Source organism: Flavobacterium ginsenosidimutans, assembly GCF_003254625.1.
GTDB classification, from domain to species: Bacteria; Bacteroidota; Bacteroidia; order Flavobacteriales; family Flavobacteriaceae; genus Flavobacterium; species Flavobacterium ginsenosidimutans.
On record NZ_QJRJ01000071.1, the window covers coordinates 103,934 to 121,646 of the forward strand.

At 33.0% G+C, this 17,713-nt stretch carries 19 protein-coding genes; 1 reads left to right on the plus strand and 18 read right to left on the minus strand.

Annotated features, from left to right (window positions below):
• Positions 1 to 41: 41 nt before the first annotated feature.
• From DM444_RS06045 to DM444_RS06080, 8 genes are all read right to left on the minus strand, one after another.
• A complete protein-coding gene (locus tag DM444_RS06045) occupies positions 42 to 1,115 on the minus strand; it encodes a winged helix DNA-binding domain-containing protein (RefSeq protein ID WP_111284904.1) in 1,074 nt (357 codons plus the stop codon).
• Positions 1,116 to 1,183: 68 nt separating this feature from the next.
• Positions 1,184 to 1,897, minus strand: a complete 714-nt coding sequence (locus DM444_RS06050; protein WP_111284905.1) for a 3'-5' exonuclease — start codon at positions 1,895 to 1,897, stop codon at positions 1,184 to 1,186.
• 190 nt (positions 1,898 to 2,087) lie between these two features.
• On the minus strand, positions 2,088 to 2,564 hold the full coding sequence (locus DM444_RS06055) for a methylated-DNA--[protein]-cysteine S-methyltransferase (protein WP_111284906.1): 477 nt from the start codon (positions 2,562 to 2,564) through the stop codon (positions 2,088 to 2,090).
• A gap of 217 nt (positions 2,565 to 2,781) precedes the next feature.
• Entirely contained in the window at positions 2,782 to 3,351 is a 570-nt protein-coding gene (locus DM444_RS06060) for a hypothetical protein (protein ID WP_111284907.1), read from the minus strand.
• Positions 3,352 to 3,486: 135 nt separating this feature from the next.
• Positions 3,487 to 4,323: a Rossmann-fold NAD(P)-binding domain-containing protein gene (locus DM444_RS06065; RefSeq protein ID WP_111284908.1), complete on the minus strand. Its 837-nt coding sequence runs from the start codon at positions 4,321 to 4,323 to the stop codon at positions 3,487 to 3,489.
• Between the two features lie 94 nt (positions 4,324 to 4,417).
• Positions 4,418 to 6,811, minus strand: coding sequence for a M28 family peptidase (locus DM444_RS06070; protein ID WP_204251665.1), 2,394 nt, complete (start codon positions 6,809 to 6,811; stop codon positions 4,418 to 4,420).
• Between the two features lie 16 nt (positions 6,812 to 6,827).
• Positions 6,828 to 7,175, minus strand: coding sequence for a hypothetical protein (locus tag DM444_RS06075; RefSeq protein WP_111284909.1), 348 nt, complete (start codon positions 7,173 to 7,175; stop codon positions 6,828 to 6,830).
• The gene (locus DM444_RS06080; RefSeq protein ID WP_111284910.1) at positions 7,172 to 8,701 is read right to left on the minus strand and encodes a bifunctional GNAT family N-acetyltransferase/carbon-nitrogen hydrolase family protein; all 1,530 of its coding nucleotides are present in this window, start codon (positions 8,699 to 8,701) and stop codon (positions 7,172 to 7,174) included. The genes DM444_RS06075 and DM444_RS06080 overlap by 4 nt, the downstream gene beginning before the upstream one ends.
• Positions 8,702 to 8,878: 177 nt before the next feature.
• Between DM444_RS06080 and DM444_RS06085 the strand changes: the two genes are divergently transcribed.
• Positions 8,879 to 9,211, plus strand: coding sequence for a single-stranded DNA-binding protein (locus DM444_RS06085; protein WP_111284911.1), 333 nt, complete (start codon positions 8,879 to 8,881; stop codon positions 9,209 to 9,211).
• A gap of 314 nt (positions 9,212 to 9,525) precedes the next feature.
• Here the strand turns inward: DM444_RS06085 and DM444_RS06090 are convergent, their stop codons facing one another.
• From DM444_RS06090 to DM444_RS06135, 10 genes are all read right to left on the minus strand, one after another.
• Entirely contained in the window at positions 9,526 to 10,218 is a 693-nt protein-coding gene (locus DM444_RS06090; RefSeq protein ID WP_111284912.1) for a DUF2461 domain-containing protein, read from the minus strand.
• 82 nt (positions 10,219 to 10,300) lie between these two features.
• Positions 10,301 to 10,486, minus strand: coding sequence for a hypothetical protein (locus DM444_RS06095; RefSeq protein WP_111284913.1), 186 nt, complete (start codon positions 10,484 to 10,486; stop codon positions 10,301 to 10,303).
• An 81-nt stretch (positions 10,487 to 10,567) separates the two neighbouring features.
• The gene (locus tag DM444_RS06100; protein ID WP_111284914.1) at positions 10,568 to 11,086 is read right to left on the minus strand and encodes a ferritin; all 519 of its coding nucleotides are present in this window, start codon (positions 11,084 to 11,086) and stop codon (positions 10,568 to 10,570) included.
• Positions 11,087 to 11,276: 190 nt separating this feature from the next.
• Positions 11,277 to 12,413: an OmpA family protein gene (locus tag DM444_RS06105; RefSeq protein WP_111284915.1), complete on the minus strand. Its 1,137-nt coding sequence runs from the start codon at positions 12,411 to 12,413 to the stop codon at positions 11,277 to 11,279.
• A gap of 180 nt (positions 12,414 to 12,593) precedes the next feature.
• Complete coding sequence (locus tag DM444_RS06110; RefSeq protein ID WP_111284916.1) at positions 12,594 to 13,988, minus strand: hypothetical protein; 1,395 nt, start codon at positions 13,986 to 13,988, stop codon at positions 12,594 to 12,596.
• A gap of 33 nt (positions 13,989 to 14,021) precedes the next feature.
• Entirely contained in the window at positions 14,022 to 14,651 is a 630-nt protein-coding gene (locus DM444_RS06115; RefSeq protein WP_111284917.1) for a chloramphenicol acetyltransferase, read from the minus strand.
• Entirely contained in the window at positions 14,651 to 15,358 is a 708-nt protein-coding gene (locus DM444_RS06120; protein ID WP_111284918.1) for an HAD family hydrolase, read from the minus strand. The genes DM444_RS06115 and DM444_RS06120 overlap by 1 nt, the downstream gene beginning before the upstream one ends.
• Before the next feature lie 161 nt (positions 15,359 to 15,519).
• Positions 15,520 to 16,407, minus strand: a complete 888-nt coding sequence (locus DM444_RS06125; RefSeq protein WP_111284919.1) for a DMT family transporter — start codon at positions 16,405 to 16,407, stop codon at positions 15,520 to 15,522.
• Positions 16,408 to 16,524: 117 nt separating this feature from the next.
• Positions 16,525 to 16,800, minus strand: coding sequence for a hypothetical protein (locus DM444_RS06130; protein ID WP_111284920.1), 276 nt, complete (start codon positions 16,798 to 16,800; stop codon positions 16,525 to 16,527).
• 97 nt (positions 16,801 to 16,897) lie between these two features.
• Complete coding sequence (locus tag DM444_RS06135; RefSeq protein ID WP_111284921.1) at positions 16,898 to 17,713, minus strand: hypothetical protein; 816 nt, start codon at positions 17,711 to 17,713, stop codon at positions 16,898 to 16,900.

Sequence of the window (17,713 nt, forward strand, 5' to 3'; positions counted from 1 at the left end):
GGAAATAGATCTTAACGGTAAAATTTTAATTAAAAATCAATCTATTCAATAATAATTTTGGTTTCCAAATACGTTTCAAAAGATTTAATCCCTTCAAACAGGATTTCTTTTTTCGAACTTTCAGTTTCTTTGAAAAATTCTGTTTCTATTTTAACATGATCTTTTTTGACGGTTCTTTTCCAGATTCCGATTACTTTTCCATTTTCTAAAATTATGGGCTTAAAAATGCCATTGTTGGTAAAAACTTTCGATTGATGTTCTGTATTGAAAGACGCTTCACGTGTTTTATACGAAATTAAAATCTCATCAAAAGCAGGAAGAAAATGTACGCTTTCGCGAAAGACATCCGCATCAAAACCATCTTTTTTAAACCAATATTCCAGATTATCAATGGTAACATGATTTAATTGCAACTCTATTGCGTTAACTGTTTTTTGACAAATTGTAGGCGGAAAACCTGACCACCACGAAAAATCGGAGACTGTTGCTGGTCCATGACTTTCAAAATAACGTTGAGCAAGTTTTGCTAACGCTTCTTCTTTGGTCAATTTAGTTTTTGGTTTAGGAACTCTTTCTTCGAGCAAAGCATAAGTGATTTGTTTGCCTTTCATTTTTCCATTACAAACCAAACCATCCAATTCGGCATTCATCATAATCGCCGCGCTCAAAAAATCGTCACTTCCAGTTTTGGTAATTCCAAGTTCCTGCATGATTTCATTTCGAGTCAAATGATTATTTCCTGTTAATAGTTTTTCAATCGAATTATTGGTTTGATTTAGCTTTTTGTCATCGTAACCAAATTTTTTCGCTGCAGAAGCTGTAAAACGTTTCACTTGAGGTGCAGAAAGATCCATCATCCAATAAATATCTTCTGCCGAAACAAAATGCCAAGTTGGTCTCAGAATATGGGTCCGAACAATTTGGCCCGAATTAATAGCTTCTTCAATTTCTTTCTCTGAAAAATCGCATCGAGAGCCAATAGCCCATTTCGCCATTGCGTAATCTTGAGCCTGCATAGCACCAAAATGTTTTACAATTTCTTGTGGCAAACAAGAACTTGTTTTATAAAGCTTTTGGGCAACCAAACGATGATGTGAAATTTCAGAATGCGTCATTTAAAAAAATTAAAGATTATGAGTTTAAACCTTTGTTCCTTTGCAACTTTGACCCTTTGTACCTCTAGTTAAACATGAATAATTTCATCTTCAATAAGCAAATCTTCTCGGCGTAAGCGCAAGAAAATTTGGGCAACAGCAATTGTATCTTTTTCGCAATAGGTAATAATTCGGTCAATATCTTTTTCGACATAATAGACATGAGCAACCTGACTTCCGTCAATATCTCCTTTTGGAGAAGGAATACCAAGAATTTTAGTCAACAATTTTAAAGAAGTAAAATGCTTATAATCGCCAAATTTCCATAATTCTAAAGTGTCGAGATGTGGAATTTCCCAAGGTTTTTTCCCGAATAAATTAAGTTTGTCTGGAATTGGCATTTGATTGATGATCATTCGCCTTGCAATAAACGGAATATCGAATTCTTTAGAATTATGTCCGCACAACAAATGCTGTGGCTGTTTGAAATGATTGTTGATCAGATTTGAAAAGTCTTTTAGGATTTTCTTTTCTTCACCAAAAAAAGAAGTCACTCTAAAATTACGAACATCGCCTTTAATCGTAAAGAAGCCAACTGAAATGCAAATAATCTTTCCAAATTCAGCCCAAATTCCGGCGCGTTCGTAAAATTCTTCTGGTGTAAAATCATCTTTACGTTGATATTGCGTTTTTAAATCCCAAAGTGACTGCATTTCCGCGTCAAGCGAATTGAAATTCTCTTCTTCAGGAACAGTTTCTATATCAAGAAAGAGAATGTTATTAAGGTTTATCTTTTCAATCATATTTTTTTAGCCACGAATTCACGAATTTATTCTAATTTTTATTTGCTATAAATGTACACAAATTTGATTTTTTATGGAGCATGAAATATATAATTGAATGAATTTTCTTATTTAAATATTGAAATGTAAAAAATAAAGAAAGTTAAAGGGAAGAAAAATAAGGGATAATTTGTGTAATTAGTAGCAAATACTAAAACAAGCTTTGCTGTGCAGATGGACTTTCGTGTTCCAAAAGCCATTTTTTACGTGATAATCCGCCGGCGTATCCAGTTAAAGATCCATTTGTGCCAATAACGCGGTGGCAAGGCACAACGATCCAAAGCGGATTTTTACCATTTGCAGAAGCTACGGCACGAATTGCTTTTACATCTCCCAATTTTTTGGTTTGATCCATATAACTTACCGTTTTCCCATATGGAATTTCTAATAATGCTTTCCAGACTTTTTGCTGAAATTCGGTTCCTTGCGGATTTAGTTTTAGATCAAAATCGGTTCTTTTGCCTTCAAAATATTCATTTAATTGTGAAACGGCGTCATGTAAAACCTTTGGAATTTTCTTAGAAACTTCATTTGTGCCAACATCAGAAACAGAAATCACGGCAATACCATTTTCATCTCCAATGATTTTGGTGATTCCTAGAGGTGAATTGATGTAGACTGTTTCCATGATTTTTGAGTTAATTACAAAGATAGGAAGGTTTCGCATTCCCGATAGTTATCGGGAGCAAAGTTTTTTTAAACCATATAAATTACATAAAGTAATTTAAGTTTATTGTTTTTGCATCACACGGTTTATACGATTGTTAGCCTGAATGAAGTCGAAGGTTTGTGAAAAATAATATATCTCTCTGACTTTTATTAAATATAGAAATATAAATAATCAATTAAAAAGTCATTAATAAACCACAGTTTGATTCTTTTGCTTCTTCGTAAATCTCAATTAATTCTTCATAAGCTTGTATAATTTCTTTATCTAAGCTCTCAGTCTCGAAGATATCTATGAAGTTTTGTTTTAAGCTTATTAGTTCTTTATGAATGCTTGAAATTTGCTGAGAGTCAATAAAACCAAGTCCCATTTTGCCTGGGTCTAGAGTAAAATTTTCAGAATCTAATGATTTGCCAAGTATATAATATTCATTATTGAACTTAAGGTCTAATTCATCAAATGACTCTAATAATAATTCCCAGCTATAGGATAACCCTAATTCTTCATCAGGATTATAATATTTTGTCATTGCAAAATCGGCTAGTTCTTGAATGTCTTCGGTTTCTAATTCTTCTATCCATTGAGCGGTAAGTTCTTCTCCTGAATAAGGTGACTTTAAATCGTTTAAATTTTGGTTTATAAAAGAAATTAGCAATTTTTCGTTGTCTGTTTCTCCAGCAGTAAGAATAATTTCTGATAATTCTTTTGTAAAGGCTGATGTATTAAACAAAAATGATTTGTGTTCCATTGACATGATTTTCGCTTTAAAATTTTTTGCAAAAATGTTTTATGGATGCGTTTTTAATAGCCTCAAAAAGATGTATTTATATCACTTTAAGTTTAAATGAGGATTTCAACTTTACCAAACCTAATATTTTAGAGTTTAATAATTATCTAAACAGAATTTATAGTTCAAATAGTTTTCTATTCTTTCACTCGAAACAACCTTTTTGATATTCGATTTTTCAAAACTGAATTTCGGTTTCTCCAAGTTCATTTCGATCGCTTTATTTGTGTAATATTCTTCTCTCGTTGGATGAAAAGGTGCAACGGCATTAAAAATTTCATTCCATTTCGATTGGATTATTATTTCCTCAATAATGCTAATGCAATCCTTTTGGTGAATTAAATTGATTGGCGCATCTGGATTTTCAAGGTTTTCTTTTCCAGCTAAAAACTTTACAGGATGACGATCTTCGCCAATTAATCCGCCGAAGCGTAGAATTGTGGTTTCGAAGTTTTGATTTTCTTTAAGAAGATTTTCTGCTAAAACCAATTGTTTACCACTCTCAGTCTCTGGATTAGGAATAGTTTCTTCGTTTATAAGGCTATTATCATCGCTATAAACAGAAGTTGAACTCACAAAAAGTACTTTTTTAATGGTTGATTTTTCTATAAAAGGAATTAAAGTTTGAATTTTTTCGACAAAAATCTTCTTTTCAGAATTTGGATCGGCAGCTCTTAATTTTGGCGGAATATCAATAATTAAAATTTCGCTTTCCGCTAAAAAAGTATTGATATTCTCAGAAACACTTTCGCTTTCAAGTCTTCCTTCGACTTCGCTCAGGAGGACAAGAAAAGGATTTATTCCTAAATTTTTTAAAATAGAAAGTTTGTTTTCGGAAGTTGTTGATCCGTTTACTGAATTTCCTTTTTCAATTAATGCTTTTGCTAAAGGAAGACCAAGCCAGCCACAGCCTAATATGCTTATTTGTTTCATTTTTTGAGATTCAAAGACGCAAAGGTAAAGAGGAGTAAAGAATTTTTGGTTACAGTTAATAAAAAAGGCAGATTTAAATCTGCCTTTGTGTTTTTTATTCTGGTTTTACAGCTGGAGCTGTTACGCTATCTTTTGCAACCGTTAAACTATCTTTGACCACAACTGGTTCTATCGGTTTTACTGGTGGTGTATATCTTTTGATTTTCTGCTGTATTAAAACTGCATCATTCAAAACAAAAGGAGTTGGCATCATCCAGTTTTCTCTTGGTTTAACATTTAATAATGGATTGCTCATTAAATCAAATGAACTTTCGATTAAATCCATATTAAAAATAGACGATTTATTGATGTAGAATTCCATTTCAAGCGGTTCATTGCCTACAACATAATAGCATAAAATTTTGCTGTCTTCTCTCTGCAGACGATTTCCTTTTTCTCCTGAAGTCGCTACGCCATTTGCTTTAAAGTTATAAAACGTCATTTTTGGATTAGCGTAAATGTCATAACGATTTACTTTTCTATTTGGAGTAATCCTGATTTTCAAATATCTATTGTTTCCAATAACGCTGTCTCTCAAAAATTGAATTGTTGGTTTTGGAACCTCCACAACTGGCGCTATAGCGCTGTAAGTAAATGTTGAATTGTATTTGCTTGAAAGAGGCAGTGTATTCAAACCAATCGCTTTCTGATTCGTTTGTCCTAAATAAGATTTAGTCCATTCGTCTAAATTAGTATCATAAGTTGTCCATACAGCAGAATTATTATCTGCATTATAAACATACAATAGACTGTTTGATTTGGCTTTACCTTGTTCGTAACCTGAATTATATCCTGCGTAGACGAAAAATGAGATCGAAGCGATAAAGAAAATTACAATCCAAGCGCCTTTTTTAGCGAATGCTCCAAAAATTGGAAGCAGCAATCCGAATAATAAAACGGTTAAAATAGCACTTCCATATAAAATTTTTAGTCCTAAACCAATTGGAAACATTACGATAAACGGAGCAATAATGGCTAAAGCTGGAATGCTGAAAATTAAATTCATTCCTAAACTGTAATGCTGTGTAAAGACAAATATTCCGAATAAAAGTATTCCGAAATAAACGGGAATGATTAAGAAGCCAGCGCCGGTTAAGCTGTTTGCTAAAAACCCGTTTATGATAATCCAAAGCAATAAAGGAGCCACAAAATGATTCATGGTAATTTTAGCTTCAGAGAAATGGTGGTAGAAAGCAAAACAAATTGCGATACTCAAAGTAACAAAAGCGCCTATGTAAGCGTGTCCGTTATAAGTAAATCCGTTTAAAAGATCAGAATATTGCGGATAAATTTCAAGCATTAACCTCCATCCTAAAAATGTCACCAATCCTGCAATTATAATTGAGCCAAGAAAAGGAACAAAACCTTTGAAAATTTCTGTAAAAGTGATGATTCTTTTTACTTTTCCAACGAAAATAAAGAAAACCAATAAGCCAAAAGCAATTAGTGTCATTGGCATTACCCAAGAAAACGGATAATTGATGAAAGAAAATGGAGCACTGAAATAAACATTATCTTGAGTAGATTCTGTTTGGTTTAAGTCAATGTTTGAGAAGTATTTTATCAAAGGCATGATATAAGTGCCTTGATGCGCAAGTGTTGTTTTGTTTAAATGCTGTACATCATCCTGCTGTGTATGATAATTGAAATGACCATCGATAAAAGCAAAATTGAAACCCTGGATATTTCCTTGTTCTCTAAAAACGGTTAGATCAGTATCATTCGGAAGCATTTTGTAAATGCTGTACATGAGAGAGTTTGAAACTGGATGAGAAGGTTTTGCTTTAGTAAATTCCTTAATCAAGGCCTCATTTCCTTTGTTGGTCTCCAGCAGCATGTAACTTGGTCCAGAAGTTCCTCTTGCTTCGAAATTTAAAACCAAACCAACGTCTTTTGCCCAAGGATGCTTATTCACAAACAATGCAGCTCCATTTAATCCTAATTCCTCAGCATCTGAGAATAATATAATAATATCGTTTTTTTGAGGATGTTTAGAATATAAAAAGGCACGTACACCTTCTAAAATTGTTGCGACACCAGAAGCGTCGTCGCTTGCACCTTTTGAGAAAGAATGTGGCGCGCTATCGTAATGAGAAAGAAGCAAAAGTGCTTTTGTATTGTCCGTTCCTTTAATTCGAGCTAAAATATTCTTTGACTTTACTAAAAGACCTTTATCATTTAGAGTAAAACCTTCCTGAATACTCGTTTCTAAGCCTATTCTGTTTAATTCGAGTTTTAGATAATTGGCAACTAATTCGTGATTTGTCGATCCGACGTAGTGCGGTTTCTGCGCAATAATCTCAACCTGATTTAAGGCTCTTTCGGTTGAGAATTCAGCTAGCGCTTCGTCATCTTTAGAGATTCCTTGCGGCATCATCGTGGCATATATAATGCCGAGTAAAGCTAAAACGCAGGCTATGGCTAGAATTGAGGTTTGGTTTTTTCTCATGGTGAATAAATACTAACTATATTTCTTTTTTAACAAGCATAAAATAATCATTGTCCAAGGAACGATAGCCTTGATCGTACAAGAAATAATATGTATTTCCTGTCTTGGTTTGTAAAATGTTTGTAAAGAACTCAAAATCAAAGCCTTTGTTCAGCATTTTGTCTCTTGAAGCTTTCGATTTTCCGTCTACATTTAACTCTGCCAAAATACGGTAATTTTTGCGTAACTTGTTGTTTATATTTCGCATGAAATTCGTACTATCTTTATTTATTTTGTTATTGTAGGCATTTCGGCAGCTATCTGAACAGAATTTCTTGTCTTCGCGACCGAAAATTTTGGCTGAGCATTCGAGGCATGTTTTCATGAATTCAATTTTTTAATTTCGTAAAGATCTGTTCTTCGGTCTTTTAATGTTTTGACGCTTCCGTGTTCGTGAAGTTCTTTCAATAAATTAAGATCAACATCTACAATTAATGTCATTTCTGTATTTGGAGTAGCTTCAGCTTTGATTCCGTTACTTGGAAAAGCAAAATCAGAAGGAGTAAATACAGATGACTGTGCATATTGAATGTCCATATTATTTACTTTCGGAAGATTTCCAACACAGCCAGCTATTGCAACGTAACATTCGTTTTCGATGGCGCGTGCTTGAGAACAATGTTTTACGCGTGTATAACCATTTTGTGTATCTGTTAAAAAAGGCACAAACAAGATATCCATTCCTTCATCTGCCAAAAGTCTAGAAAGTTCAGGGAATTCAACGTCGTAGCAAATTAGAATTCCAATTTTACCACAATCTGTATCGAAGGTTTTAAATTGCGATCCACCTTTCATACCCCAATGAACAACTTCGTTTGGCGTGATATGAATTTTGGTATACATTTCTGAAGTCCCGTCTCTTTTGCATAAGAAACCAACATTATAGAGATTTCCACCTTCTAAATAAGGCATACTTCCAGTAATAATATTGATATTGTATGAAATGGCAAATTCCTGAAACTTCTTTCTAATAGGGTCAGAGTGACGTGCTAATTCACGAATGGCTTCTGCTTCAGACAAATGATTATAATCGGCCATTAACGGCGCAATAAACAATTCTGGAAACAAAGCGAAATCAGATCCATAACCCGAAACGGCATCGATGAAAAATTCAGCTTGTTCAAAAAGTGCTTCGACATTATTCAACGGACGCATCTGCCACTGAATTAATCCTAAACGAATAATATTTTTCTTAAGATTAATCAGTTTAGGACTATCATCATAATAAATATTATTCCATTCCAGTAAAACTGCAAATTCTTTCGATTCTTCATCTCCTTCCAAATAATTTTTTATGACTCTCAAAACGTGAAAATCATTGCTTAATTGGAAAGAAAGAACGGGATCGTATAATTCTTTGGTTCGTACTTTTTCAATATACGTTTTGGGAGACATTTTTTTGGCATGTTCTCTGTAATTCGGAATCCTTCCCGCAAAAACAATCGCTTTTAAGTTTAATTGTTCGCAAAGTTCCTTTCTAGCATCGTATAATCGACGGCCAAGACGCAAGCCTCTGTAGTTTGGATGAATAAAAACATCAATTCCGTATAAAATTTCAGCATTATCATTGTGAGTAGAGAAAGTGTAGTCACCGCTAATCTGTTGATAATTGTGTCTCTTCTCTACTAATTTTTCATCGACAATAAGAGATAGGGCAGAGCCAACAACTTTTCCGTCAACCAAAATCACCAGTTGTCCTTCTGGAAAAATTGAAAGCAGTCTTTCAATATCATCAGATCCCCAATAGGAATCGGCCATTTCTGGATACGATTCGATCATTGATTTTTTTAATTGTTTATAGTCTTCAATTTCAAGATTTCGTAATTCGACTTTTTTAATTTTTGTCTGCATATCGTAAGATTTATCTCAAATATACAAAAAACAATTTCCATTTACAAACGCTTACAAATACTTACAGTCGATAGTAAATAGTTAGCAACCGACTGTCAGTACTTGGGTTTTGCATCTTTGCCGTGTTGAATTTGATGAACGATTCAATTTAATAGTAACATAAAAATAGTATACGCCATGAGTGCAATTAGAAACAAAGTACAATTAATCGGGAATGTTGGTAATGATCCAGAAATTAAAACATTAGAAAGCGGTAGAAAACTAGCACATTTGACAATCGCAACAAATGAGATTTATAGAAATGATAAAGGCGAAAAAGTAGAGCAAACCGAGTGGCATCGTATAACAGCTTGGGGGAAAACAGCTGAGATAATTGAAAAGTATGTTGTGAAAGGAAAAGAAATTGCTGTTGAAGGAAAACTGACGCACAGAAGCTATGATGACAAAAACGGAGAAAAGAGATATATAACTGAGGTTGTAATAAATGAAATTTTACTGCTGAGTAAATAACGCTTTTGCAAAATAGCTAAACCCGACAGGTTTTTGAAACTTGTCGGGTTTAGCTAATCGCTGTTTATCTCTAAAAACAATTCATTCCGTAGGAATGTTTCATCGGTAGAACTCGATTTGAATTATGGTTTTACGTTCCGTAGGAACGTTTGATTGTTAAAGCGGATGTTATTCCGCATAACAGGTGTCCCTACAGGACACGATCTAGACAAAATCATTTTTTTCTACCAACGAGATATTCCTAACGGAATAATCATACCAAACCCGACAGGTTTCAAAAACTTGTCGGGTTTATATTTTACAGAAAATTATTTTTATAAAATTGATACCCCATTAGCGTCAGTCGTCAGCACTTCGCTCATATAATCAAAAAAAGGCCTCATATTTTTAAAAGCATCAAGAGCCAGTTCTAAAAATTGCGGACTTAATACTTCGTCATCGGTAAAACGTTTTATCACCAAGAACTGTTTGAAGCGAAGTAAATCGATCGCAGGATGATCTGAATCAAAACCTTTTGGAGATGTTTTTAATTGTTCGCCTTGAAGAGTTCCAAAATTGCTTTTGAAAGATTTCGAATTCAGTATTTCTTGGAAGGTTTCTGGATCGTGAGCAAATTCGGTTCTTATTCGTTTTAAATCTGCTGTATTTGGACCCCAAAAGCCACCTGCAAAAAAGCTATTTCCTTTTTCGAGATGAAAATAATAGCCACCACGTCTCGCAGCAGTGGCACGAGTATAGCTTCCGCCCCAAAATGTTTTAAAAGGAGTTTTATCTTTGGAAAAACGAATGTCGCGATAGATTCTATAAACGCTTTTTTTGCCTGAAGTATTTTCTAAGACATCAGTTTTGGAAAGTTCTTTTAATAATGCACCAGCAAAATTCTCAATATGATTTAACTCAATTAAATATTCAGATTTGTGCTCGTCAAACCAAGGTCTGTTATTGTTTTCTTTAAGCTGGACTAAAAAATCCAAGCTCGATTTTGGGATTGTATTGGTGTTTTCCATAATGCAGTTTAAAAATCGTAAGATAATTATTTTCTAAAATTAAAAAACCCACCGAGAATTCTGGTGGGTTTTGTATATTTTGTTAAGCAGTTTTTTTGAATAAATCAAACATGGGACAACGTGAGCAGCGTTTCTTTTCACTTTTCTTATATTTCTCACAGCAAGAAGATTTACAATTTTCAATCTTCTTAATTTTATCAAGGATAACTTTATTCTTTTTGTCTTTTTTATCCTTTTTCTTGTCCTTGTCTTTTTCTTTCTTGCTCAATTTTCCTCTGTATTATAAAAACAGAGACAAATATAAACCAAAAAAGTTATTTTTAAATATTCTAAATAAACTTTAACTTTTTTATTTAGGATTGATAGCGATTGAGCTAGTAACTGTTAATTGCTGAATATCACGGTCGAACAAGTAAAGTCCACCTTTGTCATCTCCAATTAAGTTGATTTTATCTAAGATAGATTTTGCTGTAGCTTCTTCTTCAATTTGTTCAGAAACGTACCATTGCAAGAAATTGTGAGTCGCATAATCTCTTTCTTCAAAAGTAATATGCACCAATTCGTTGATAGATTTCGAAACAAAAAGTTCGTGATTGTAAAGCTCCTCAAACATTTCTTTGAAAGTAGAATATGTTGTTTTTGGCGCTTTAAGATCTGTTACCTGAGCGTGACCTCCGCGTTCGTTTACATACTTAACTAGTTTAAGCATATGTGCACGCTCTTCGTCTGACTGTGTGTACATAAATTGAGCAATTCCCTCTAATCCTTGTACTTCAGCCCAACAAGCCATAGAAAGATAAGTTTGCGAAGATTCTGCTTCTATGCGGATTTGCTTGTTTAAAGCTGATTCAATATTTTTTGATAGCATAATAGATGTCTTTTTTGTAAAATTAAGAAAAATTATTGATTACCCTTTTTAGAAACCTTGAAAACATGAGCCTTTTGGATTAACACTCAATTAATTTTTAGCAAGGGGACAATTTCTGGAATTGTTTCTTAAACAAAAAAAGTCCTTAAGAACAAATCTTAAGGACTTTTAGTCAAATCTTAAAAAGAAATTATTTTACAATAAAAGTAACTCTTCTAGCTAATCTTCTAGCTTCATCAGAATCTTTTTGGATAGATGTATCTGCACCATTTGCAACAACATTTAAACGAGAAGAAGCGATTCCTGCTTTTTCAAAAATAGTTTTTACATTAGTTGCTCTTGTACGAGATAGTTTTTCATTGTACTCCGCTTTTCCAACTTGATCAGCATAACCTACTAGGTCTAGAGATGCAGAAGGATTTTTTCTTAAGTAATTTAAAACAACATCGATCGCAGCAGTTGAATTTTCGATTGGAGTTGTTTTATTAAAGTCAAAATACACACTGTAATATTTATCGTTGATCATTCTTTTGATCAAATCATTATCAGTTAGCTGTGCATTGTTAACTTGTTTTTCAACAACAACTTCTTTTTGAACTGGTCTGTTTTTGATTTGTTCTTCAAGATCTGATACTTTATTTTCTAAAGCAGTAAGATCAGCATAATTGTTATTACCTTCAGTAACAACCCAGTCAGCATGTTTTGTGTTTTTTCCTAAATACACATTTAAACCTACAGTTCCATTAAATAAAATTCCTGAAAAACCTCTGTTGCCTGGAACATAAGCTCCGTCAAAAGTACGATCTTGAGATGCGTTTAAGATAGTTGAGAAATCTCCAGTTAAAGCAAGTCTATTTGATAATCTTATTTGACCAGTTACACCAGCAATAAAGTTACCCACTTCATCTGCTCCTTTAAAATTATCATTTCTTAATTGACCATAACCAAAACCAGCATGTCCTAATAGGCCAATAGTATTAGTCCAGGTTTCAAAATTCATGATACGGCCTAAGTTGGCAACGGCTTGTAAATCTACTCTATAGTATTTTGAATCAAAATCGATAGAGCTGCCTTTTGCAGTTAAACTATTGTACCCAAAATCTGCCTTCAAACCAAATTTGTTATTAAACATGTAGCGAACACCTAGATCTCCAGTCCATGGACTTACAGTATTAGTTGAATATCCATCGCTAAAAGGTTTTTGTGGTTTATTAAAACCAGCACCTAATTCTACAGACCACTTATTAAAACTATTATTGTTTTCTGTTTGAGCACGTACTCCTGTTAATGCAAGGGCAAGTGCAAGGGTCATTACAACTTTTTTCATTGTTATCTGAGATTTTAAATTTGGGTCAAAACAACAATAATTTGTAAGTAAATACTTCCCCTAAAAGCCAAAAAGGTATTAGAATAAGCTTACTCCTTGATTATGAAATAGTTGAAAAAAGAGGTTGTAAATGGCTATAATTCGTCTTTTTAGAGCTAAGTCACTGATAGCGAATCTGTTTTAATTAAATTCATCTGTGAACTTGCGCAAGACAAGTTGTTTGGTAACTAAGTCGTAATAACTTAAAAGAGTGTAATTACTTAATTTTAGGGTATTAGAAAGAAGAGCTTCTTTATGAGAATCTAAAAAATAATAAATCTTATCACTCGCAAATGGTTCATGCGTTTCTTGAGTCAATTCTAGTTTTTTAGTCCAAATACTTTCAATAAACACAGAATAGTTGGTTTCTAAATTATAATAACCGCGAGAAGGAAAATCTCCAAAAAAATCATCAAAATTGAAACCACTCATGGAAACTGTTTTTAAATCGCTGCCCGTTCCTCCTAAAGTTATAAAGAGATTTTTTTTGTTTTTGAATACAGAAAGGCCAGCATCAAGATTGGATAATTCTTTTAAAAACTTGGCTGTGTTTTTTAATTGTCTGGGCGCGCGATCTTCAATCTGCATTAATAATGGCGAATTACTAAAACGGATCGTATCTTTTTTTGAAACGGCAAATGTTTTTATCGATTCGCCAGTTGTGTAATCTTTGATGTCAAATAAGAGTTCATCAGCATTAACGTTGATTTGATACAGCTTGTTTTCATGATAAAAAGAATTGGAGGTTTTTGGATTTTTTTCTCCAATTGGCTTCATAAAAGTCTTTTCGGTAATCTCCAAACTATCTAAATTGATTTCAAATAGCTGTGTTTTTCTAAAACTCTGATCCAATGTTAGAATCAAACGATTAGGTAACGTGTAAATTTTAGTTTTTGAAGTAGCTTTATATAACGGATTATTTTCACCAGAATCCATTTTCTCAATGGGATTTTCATTCAAAATCTGATTGAATGTTTTTTGCTGGGTTTTACGATCTCGAAAAACAAAAGGACTAAAATCAAGAAGTCTTTCTTCTGCTATTCCATTTTTAAAAACAAACGCAGTTAAGGATTGTTTTGTTTTGCTCTGCATCAATAAATAGAAATGGTTGTCTCTCTGATATTGTGTTACAATAAATTGTTCGTCGAGAGGAACGGGAAATTTTAAAGCCCTAAATGTCTTGGTTTCCATGAAATATTTAACCAAAATGATGTTCTTTTCTTCTCCAGAAAACCAATATAAGGTCGGATTTCCATCTTCGCTAAAACTGCATCCCATTAAGGATCTGTTTTCGACATATTTTCGAGAAGTTATAAACTTATCATTTAGAAATAAAGCGCTGTTGTATTTTAATATTGAAAGACTATCTGGAGTTGCGACAAAAGCAAATACATCATGAGTTGTAGTATTTTCGGCATTTAAAACTTGAGTCTGTCCTATTTTGTTTTTTAAATCTATGGGATAAGAATGAAGTACCGTTTGACTCAACAAAACAGTACTTGAGATTAAAGACAAAAAAAGGAAGATTTGTTTCATATATTTTTACGCTCAAAAATCATTCCGCTTATTTTATTGATTCATAAGCTCTTGGAAAGTATCTATAAATTGACCAACATGTATTCCGTCCATTAAACCGTGATGTACATAAACAGCCATTGACATTGTTTTTTTGCCAGTTTCATTGACCATCATCTTCCCAAAAGAAATTTTCGGACAGCTGTCTGGGTACGTAAAACTGCGTGCATGAGTAATCGAACTAAAATTTATCCACGGAATTGCGGAGAAATGTATCAGATTATCATTGTCGAAATATCTTGTAAAAAGTCCGCTTGTATTTTGAATACGCTCAATTTCGGTTAAGGCAATTTGCTCAAATGTTTTAAAATCTGGGTGATATTCTATTAAAGAAAACCCAAAAGTGCCATCTTCACGGCCAATAGTAGCCGATGCATCTATTTGGTCGTTAATGTAAATCTGGTTTTCTGAAATGCGATATCTAAAATTTTCGATGGCATTTACCGCAGTCAAAGTTTTATGTAAATAGAAAATGAAAAAAGAAGCATTTATACTTTTTGCGGTTTGATACGCTTTGGTACAATCTATTTCTACAGTAACACCAAAAAAAGGCTCTTCCATTTGTTTAAAATGGGCAAAATGCTCTTTTCTATTCCAATTTTCTAAGTCTAAAAGTGTTTTCATTATAATAAATTCGGAACAACTTCTGCAATGGTTTCAAATGAACTAAAGTGTTCGTGTTCTATAGTATGATTAATTTTTTCGTGTTCCCAAGTAGTATGAAACGGAATATGAACGGCATAACCTCCAATTCCTAAAACTGGCAAAACATCTGATTTTAATGAATTTCCGATCATTAAAAACTCATGCGCCTGAATATCCAAACGGCCAAGTAATTTTTGATAATCAATTTCTTGTTTGTCTGACATTACTTCGATGTGGTGAAAATAATGTCCTAAACCAGAACGGTGTAATTTACTGTGCTGATCTTTTAAATCGCCTTTTGTGGCAACAACCAATTTGTATTTGCCTTTTAGAGCCTGAAGTGTTTCTTCGATTCCGTCCAATAATTCAATTGGTTTTTCGAGTAATTCTTTTCCGTATTGAATGATTTTTTCAATGACTTCAATCGGAATGGTATTATTTGAAATATTCATTGCGGCTTCAATCATTGAAAGAATGTAACCTTTGATTCCGTAACCGTACAAAGGAAGATTGGCAATTTCGATTTTAAATAATTCCTGCGAAATGCCTTGATGCGAAAGGTAATCTTCCATCAAAGCGCAAAATTTATGTTCGGTTTCCTGAAAATAAGGTTCGTTCACAAACAAAGTATCATCGGCATCAAATGCGATTACTTTTAAGTTTGGTATTTTAGTTTTATGTAACATAGAGTTTTTTGTTTCAAGTGTTTTTTTGTTTCAGGTTTTTAGCCACGACCCGAGCGATAGCGAACAGGCGAAGCAATTCACGAATTAAACTAATTTTTTAGCCACAGATTATGAGATTAAAATCTGCTCAAATCTGTTGAATCTGCGTGAAACCTTTTATCTTAATTCTTAGAAAAAAGCCTTTTCAAAGAAATCGTTTTATCGTAAAATGTAATTCGGATTCCGAAAAGTAATATAATTCCGCCGAAAACCATCTGTAAAGTTATTTGTTCTTCCAAAAACAACCAAGCTAAAATTGAGGTAATTACAGCTTGACTTAACAAACTTAGTGAAACTCTTGTTGCACGCATGTGCTGAGTGGCGTAACTAATCGAAAGCCAAGCACACAATTGGCAAATAACAGCTTGAAGCACGAGAACAAACCAGCCAGCATTTGAAAACCCAGTAAAAGGTTCGCCCAATGCATAACATAAAATTCCTAAATAGATGCTTGAAGCGAATAAACTAATCGTCATAAACGAAAGAACATCGACTTCTGAAAGTACATTTTTGCTAACCAAAAGATAAATGGAATACAGAATGCCAGATAAAACGGCAAATAGAAATGCTTTATCAAAGTTTAAATCGATAAAAAATTCAAAACCGACCAAAGTGACCATTCCGAATAAAGCGACTAATGTTCCGATCCAAAAATTTGTTGCGGGTTTTGCTTTTAGAAAAAAGAAAGAACCAACTCCAACCCAAACCGGAGATAAATTGGTCAACAAAGAAGCTTGAGTCGCGCTTGATTCCTGAATGGCGATATTCCAAACCGCAACATCAGACGAAAATAAAACACCACAAAGTATTGCCAAAAGAGCAAATTTTAGTTTTGGAAGTTTAAAATTTCCGCTTAAAATAACATAAGGCAAAAGCAAAACAACTGCAAAAAACATTCGGTAAAAAGCCGAAATTAATCCTGGTGTTAAACGTAATTTTACCAATATCGGGAAAATAGATATGCAGAGTATACCGCAGATTAAAGCTAATCTTGGTTTTGTGAGTTTCATTAGATGTATTTTATTCTTTGATATTTTTTTTCAAAGATAGCTTAGAAAGCGAGTATTTTGAAACTAAAAAGCGTGAATCGATTAAAAATAGTAAGTGATTCACGCTTTTTTGTTGTTTTAAGCAGCTAAAATTTTACTGCAGGCTTTCTGAATTTGTTTATCCGAAAACGGTTCGAGTGTTTCGGCAAGCATTTCACTGGTTTTGATGCATTCCATCATTTTTGATCTTAGCTCTTTGTCATCTCCCAATTCTGTTTCAAGAATTCGCTTGAAAATTTCAGATAGATAATTGGGCTGTTCTCTAAAATCTCCTTCAAACCAAAGGTCTGAAAGAAATTTTGCCATCGATGGTATTACATCTTGATGTGTCCGTTTTTGATTTTCTTTAGTCATTCTCTTAAAGTTTTAATTAAAAATCCTTAAGGGTATTTTTTGCGGAGCAAACTTATAAAACAAAAACCTAATAAATAAGAAAAACCTGTATTTTTTATCAAAAGAGAGAGTATTGGCTTTTTATTTTAGGATAAAAAATGCCAATAATTACAAAAGGATTATTAGATCTTCTTCTATGCCATTGCATAGTTGTTCCTAAAAAAAGATATATGTCATGTTCATTAGAAAAAGTATCAAAGTATTTATTTTTAACTTTCTCTATAGCTTCTTTTTCATTGTTATTACTCTTAGCCAAGCAATTCCAATATAATTCAAAAATTTCCCAATCTTCAATCATCAATCGGCAAGATTTGCCTTCGTCATCTTCAAATAAATAATAAAATTTATATGGTGCTTTCCTGATAATTTTTTCAGGATTACTATCAATTTCTGCAAAAAGGTTAGTTTGTTTTCTTAATTCAAGCCATTCATTTTTCCATTCTTTGGAATCATTTTCAATTTCAAAAGCAGTAATTTTTGTTGGCTTAAAAGTTGCTAAGGAAATATTTGCAGGAGCTTTAGAATCATTTATAAGTTTATCTCTATTGGTATAAATATTTTTTAGACAGAAAAGTTTCCTTTCTTCCCAAAAGTTATTTGTGTTTATAGTATTATAAATTTTTATGTCGTAGTTATTTGGAGAATAACTTTCGGGACGAAAATCGTCTGTTCTTTTTTTTAGATCTAATTCTACCCAAGTATACTTTTTAAATCCGGTTTCTTTTTTTACTTGATTAAGAAAACTTAATGGAACAGGATAAATTCTTATCCAAGTTCCATCTTCTAATAATCCAGCTGTACAAACCAATTCATCATAGCTTCTAGATGGTAATGGATAAGTAGTAACCGTTATTAGAATTTTCTTTATTGGCAT